The organism is Shewanella olleyana, from assembly GCF_023283825.1.
GTDB lineage: Bacteria > Pseudomonadota > Gammaproteobacteria > Enterobacterales > Shewanellaceae > Shewanella > Shewanella olleyana.
The window spans coordinates 1-6,204 of sequence record NZ_JAKILD010000054.1 but is presented as its reverse complement, the minus strand read 5'-3'; the positions used below and the strand labels follow the sequence as shown (position 1 = coordinate 6,204).

Annotated in this window: 4 protein-coding genes; 3 read left to right on the top strand and 1 reads right to left on the bottom strand. The window is 42.2% G+C overall.

Annotated elements, in window-relative coordinates; genetic code table 11:
• Positions 1-161: 161 nt before the first annotated feature.
• Positions 162-1,505: a metalloprotease PmbA gene (gene pmbA / locus L2735_RS19650; protein ID WP_248986282.1), complete on the bottom strand. Its 1,344-nt coding sequence runs from the start codon at positions 1,503-1,505 to the stop codon at positions 162-164.
• A gap of 249 nt (positions 1,506-1,754) precedes the next feature.
• On the opposite strand from pmbA, the gene yjgA reads away from it, so the two are divergent.
• The 3 genes from yjgA to L2735_RS19635 all read left to right on the top strand — a co-directional run bounded on the left by yjgA (position 1,755) and on the right by L2735_RS19635 (position 6,035).
• Entirely contained in the window at positions 1,755-2,288 is a 534-nt protein-coding gene (gene yjgA, locus L2735_RS19645) for a ribosome biogenesis factor YjgA (protein ID WP_248986281.1), read from the top strand.
• A gap of 24 nt (positions 2,289-2,312) precedes the next feature.
• A complete protein-coding gene (locus L2735_RS19640; RefSeq protein WP_248986280.1) occupies positions 2,313-4,847 on the top strand; it encodes an Ig-like domain-containing protein in 2,535 nt (844 codons plus the stop codon).
• 300 nt (positions 4,848-5,147) lie between these two features.
• Positions 5,148-6,035 carry a LysR substrate-binding domain-containing protein gene (locus L2735_RS19635; protein ID WP_248986279.1) on the top strand — a complete coding sequence of 296 codons (888 nt, stop codon included), beginning with the start codon at positions 5,148-5,150 and terminating at the stop codon, positions 6,033-6,035.
• Positions 6,036-6,204 lie beyond the last annotated feature (169 nt).

Here is a 6,204-nt window from a genome sequence, read left to right as displayed (position 1 = left end):
AACCAACAATATTGCTCAAGATGTGTTTTTAAATAAACGTCGTGAAATGCGTATAAACCAATAAAATAAAACCCCCACTTAAAAAAAGTGGGGGTTTGTCATTAATCTGAAGCACTGCCATTGCAGTGCTTTTTTCATTGTATAAGTGAAGCTTGGGGAAATTAGCTACCCGCGATTTTCATTTCGCTTAATAAAATACCACCGGTGCGAATTGAAGAACGTAAGTCCTGATCTTTGGCGACCGCTTGGATCCCCATGAACATATCTTTTAAATTACCTGCAATGGTAATTTCTTCAACTGGGTACTGAATCTCGCCATTTTCGACATAAAAACCTGCAGCGCCACGAGAGTAATCACCCGTTACCATATTAACGCCCTGGCCCATGACTTCGGTCACAATTAAGCCTGTACCCATTGCTTTCACTAACTCATCAAAGGTTTGGCCTGTATTGCTTAAGGTCCAGTTATAAATACCACCAGCATGACCGGTATTCGGTAATTCTAGCTTGCGAGCTGAGTAACTGGTTAATAGGTAAGTTTCTAATTGGCCACGATCGACGATTTGTCGCTGCTGAGTTGCAACACCTTCACTGTCATAGTTAGCGCTCGCTAACGCACCAATAAGATGTGGGTTTTCTTCGATGCTAAACCAATCAGGAAATAACTGGGTATTAATCGAGTCTTGTAAAAAGCTCGATTTTCGATACAAACTGCTACCGCTGATTGCACCAATCAAGTGACCGATTAAGCCTGTGGCGATTTCTGGCGAAAATAATACAGGTAAATTCGAGGTCGGAATTTTACGTGCATTAAGACGATTTAAGGTCTTATTTGCCGCAAGTAAACCAACCGACTCAGGCGTCATTAATTCATTATATTTACGCGCGATAGTGTAATCATAATCACGTTGCATATTGCCATCAGCTTCTTCGCCGATAACCACACAACTTAAACTATAACGCGAGCTACAATAACCATTTAAAAAGCCATGGCTGTTACCATAAACTTTAGCCGCAGTGTGTGCATTGGCGGTTGCGCCATCTGAGTGCTGTACACGTTCATCAACCGATAAGCTTGCTTCTTCAGCGCGAATCGCTAATTGAGCGAGTTCATCTGGGCTAATATCTTGTGGGTGGTATAAATCTAAATCACGAATAGTTTGCGCCATAAGCTCTTTATCGGCTAAGCCACTAAAAGGATCTGATGAGGTATATTTTGCGATGTCATTCGCCGCTTTAACTGCAACGGCAATGGCTTCAGGGCTTAAATCAGAGGTCGATGAGCTACCTTTGCAACCATCACGGTAAACCGTAATGCCTAAGGCTCCGTCTTTGTTAAATTCAACGGTTTCGACTTCTTTCTCGCGAGTTGAAACCGATAACCCTTGTTGTTTGCTAATGGCGACTTCAGCAGCGCTCGTGCCTAATTTCTTTGCATGTTCTAATGCTACAGCAACGGCATCTTTTAACGTCGCTAATTCAGTATCAATATTCTTGGTAGACACAAACTTACTCTTTAGTTTCCATTGTTAGGCTTAGCATATCAAATTCAAAACTGTATTGATAACCATCAAAACAAGGATTTAGCTCCCACAAATAGGCTTAAATAAACTAACCTATAGTTATCATGTTGAATTATCACTTAATGCATGAAAAATAGTTTTAAAGTAAATCGGTGTCTTAACGTATATTCAGTGGCCGCAATAGGCCCTAAAGTGTTATTATTCGCCGATATTTATTAGAGGTTATTTACTATGAAAATTGTCGGCGATTCAGATCACTTCCACCAGCCATATGACAATGACGATGATTACGTCAGCAGAACAGAATTCAAAAAAGAAAGCGAAGATGCTCAAGAGCTTGGCATGCGCCTTATTGCGTTGAGTAAGTCTCAATTAGACAAAATTGGCTTAGATGAATTTTTGTATGATGCTGTACTGAAAACTAAAAGCATTAAACCTAAAACTGAGGCGTACCGTCGCCACCTTCAGTATATCGGTAAGCTAATGCGTGGTTTTGAACACGAACCGATTATTACAGCACTAAATAACGTGCTGAATAAAAACAATAATGAGACTGCTCAAGTGCAGATTATTGAAAAACTTCGTGCTCGCTTGCTCGAAAATCCAAATGAAGAAGTTGAAGCGTTACTTGCACAACACGAAGCATTTGATCGCCAAAAACTTCGCCAACTCATTCGTCAAGCTAACAAAGAGTTAGCTAAGAATCCTGATTCAAAATCTCATAAAGAACTATTTAAATACTTACGCGCTGGATTAGCTGAATAAATTACCCCTACAAGGATGTTGCTGATGCTACTAAAAAAAATAATACACGCACTGCCTTTATCAATTGCTTCACTTGGATTACTTGGTTTAATTACTGGCTGTAATGGCCCGTCTGATGACAGTGACAATGGTGGAGGCGAAGATGGTAATTACAGCATCAGCGTAAGCTATCAAACTGTGGTAAATGGTGAATGTGACACTAATACAGACTCACTGACATTTGATATTAACGAAAGCTTTTGCGCTGTAGCTCAGCTCAAGTTATCTAATAGTAATGTTAGCGGTGCCATTGTAAATTTTGTCCCTAGTTTTGGCGAAGCCAGTGCTGACAGTAAACTGACTGACAGCGATGGCCTTGCCAGCGTATTTATTAGCTCAACCGACAGCGCAATTGGCGCAGGCACCTTATCGGTGACATACAATCCTGATGACGCTGATTCAGATAGCGTCAGTGCCAGCAAAAACTATCAATTTGAAGATAGTAATACCATCCCCACTCCTGAATCAATCTCAGTGACTGCCAGTATCACTCAATCTGGACAAACGGTTACCCGTTTTAAAATCGATCAGCCTGTGTTATTGACGGCGAATATCCTTGATGGCACCAACCAGCCGATTGCTAATCAGTTAGTCACTTTCCAAGCAGGCAATGCTAGCCTTTCACCGAATACAGCTCTGACGACCGCTGACGGTATTGCGACAGTGAGTTACACAGCGACTAGCAGTGAACTTGGCGCATACACACTGGTGGCAAGTACTGACTACAATGACACTACCATTACCGGTACAAGTTCATATGAAGTATTAGCGGGTGATGCGGTTATTCCTGATGGAACCGTTAAATTTGGTTCTATTGATGATGAAGGTGCTTTTCATGACGGAACTTTAGGCTCAAGTTTAACCGCCGATTCTAATGGCGAATATATCATTGGTGCAGGCGCGAGCTTTGGCGTTTATGCTGATATCGTTGTTGAAGCTGATGATGGCAGTTTTGCGCCCTTGCAAACACCAACTAGCGTGTCATTTACTTCAGATTGTGTAGTGAATGCCGATGCCAGCATTGATACCCCAGTAACAACGTCAGCAGGTCGTGCTAATTCAACCTACCAAGATACAAGTTGCAGTGGTAATAGTGTTCGCAGTGAACAAATCATTGCATCTACCGTTGTTGGCAGCGAAACCTTTAGTGCGACATTTGATTTTTCATTAGAGCGTCAATCGCTTGGTAGCCTCAGTTTCATCTCAGCTGAACCAACACAAATTCGCATTAAAGGTGCCGGCGGTACAGGCTCAACGGAAACATCTTTAGTGACGTTTTTAGTTAGCAGCGCAAGTGGTCAACCTGCAGCTCAACAAACAGTTGAATTCAGTTTAGACACTATTGTTGGTGGGTTGAGTTTCTCAAATGGCGAAACCACCAGTGAAGCGACCAGTAATTCTGAAGGCTTGGTATCGGTCACTGTTCAATCAGGCACTATACCGACACCTGTCAGAGTGTTAGCCTCAGCAACTGATAGTGATTCAGGCAATACAATCACTACGCAATCAGAACAGCTAACTGTAAATACAGGTTTACCGCAGCAATTAGGCTTTAGCCTTTCACCATCATTATTTAACCCAGAAGCTGGCAATATTGATGGTACAGAAGTGACCATGACAGTGTTTGCTTCTGATAGCTTTGGCAACCCAGCACCTGATGACACCACAGTTAACTTCACCACTGAAGGGGGGCAAATTCAGCCTTCTTGCTCAACAGTTAATGGCACTTGTTCAGTCATTTGGACATCAGCTGATCCTCGTCCAACAGATCATCGCGTAACTGTTTTGGCTTATGCATTAGGCCATGAAACCTTCTTTGATACCAATGGCAACAACATGTTTGATGATGCTGATGGCGGCGTAATTGTTGATGCATGTCTTGACGGAGCAGGCAATCCTATAGCTTGTACCGGTAACGGTATGGACAGAGAAACCTACCACCAAGGCGGGTTTAGCGATTTAGGCGATGCATTTAGAGATGACGACGAAGTCGGTGTATACGTTACGGGTAAACCATTCTTTAGTGCTTTAGGTAATAGCAGCTACTCAGGTCCTGATGGCAAGTTTAACGGCCCGCAATGTGAAGGTAGCTTATGTGGTGAAGGCCAAGCGAATAAAACCTATATTCGCTCAGCAACCATTATCACTATGTCTGGCTCAACAGCCAACATCATTCCTACAGATACTAATGGTAATAACATTAGCAGTCTCACATTAGCGCCTGAAGAGATGACTACAGTGTTAATTGAGTTATACGACAGTGCCAGACAAGTACTGCCAGCAGGCTCTTCACTCACTATCTCAGCAATTAATGGTGATGTGAACTTTAATGGCTACACTGTGCCAAATGGAACTTGCTTTAGTTTTGCCGCTGACGACGTAACGCATGCATGTGATCAAGTTGCGACTAAGTTTATTTATACTGCTGCGGCTGAAGTTGGCTCGGATATCATTACTTTCACGGTAACCACACCTGCAGGCTTAATCACTAATTCAGATATCAGCGTAACGGTACAATAAGCTGAATTTCAATTTTAGATGATTAAAGACCCCACTCAAACTATCTATTTATCTAATTGTAGGTAGATAGCTTAAACAAATTAAAGCTCGCTTCGGCGAGCTTTATATTTATCTACAAAACCTCACTTGTATTTCAAGCTCTATGCGAAACTTAACTTCGCACTAACTTGGTGCAAATGTTCAAAATCAGCAATCATTAATGCTCATCAGCTGTGTAAATGCCCTTGTATAGGCCGTGTTAGGCCCATGTAAATTGGCTCGGCAATTGCTTTAGTGGTTGTTTAGCTAATAGAGAAACCCATGTTACCTTTACATACCTCTCTTCGAGGTTTGCGTTGTTTTTGTGTAGCAGCAGAGTGCTTGAGTTTTAAAGAGACTGCTCATCAACTTTTTCTCACCCCTTCTGCGGTGAGCCATCAAATAAAGCAATTAGAAGAAAGCATCCAGCTAGCTTTATTCAAACGGCAGACTCGTTCAATCACACTCACAGACGATGGTCGTCGCTTCTACCAACAAATTGCGCCATTAATGGTGCAACTATCCGAAACTGTGAACCAGTTCAGTCAACAAACCAGCATGCAAGAAGTCAGTATTTCTATGCCGGAGTTTTTCGCAAGCGAGCTTTTTGTCCCTCAACTTGTCGGCTGGTCAACTGAATACCCTCATATCAATTTAAAATTAGAAACCGTCAAAACCCGCTCTGCACAAACTGCGCAAACAGACTTATCCATCGTGTTATCAGGTACAAGAAGCAGTAGCGAAAATGCATTTGAACTATTCCCGCTCAATTACATTCCAGCTTGTAACCCAATACTGTTTGCAAATATACATGCCAAAGGATTTGACGCTCTATCTGAAACACCGTTAATCGTCCACCAAGCTCGCCCTCACTCTTGGGAACAATGGGCAGAGACTGCGGGTATCGATGACTTTAAAGCTAAACAAATCATTCAACTAGATAGTATGTTCAGCGTTGCAAGAGCAGCAGAACAAGGCCTAGGTGTGGCGCTTATCCCACTGCCCATTAGTCAGAAGTGGTTTGATAATAAAAGCCTCGTCGCGCTATTCCCGCAGACGCTGAATAGTCGCGACAAATACCACCTTATTCACCATGGCAACGCAAAACCTAATCTTGCTGTACAGCAGTTAATCGATTGGATCATTGCCCGCTTTAACTATGAGAATTAACCTCAGCGACCTGATAAATTCTGCAAAAATCACCCTATAAACCATCTTCCATAACCCTAGGGCGTGTTGATCTTTCAAGGTTGTTTTTGCAGCGAATTGTTGGCCATTGATACAAGGCAGAGACTTTGTGGTGTAGTTATTCTACATAAAAAGTCGATAACGCAGTAAA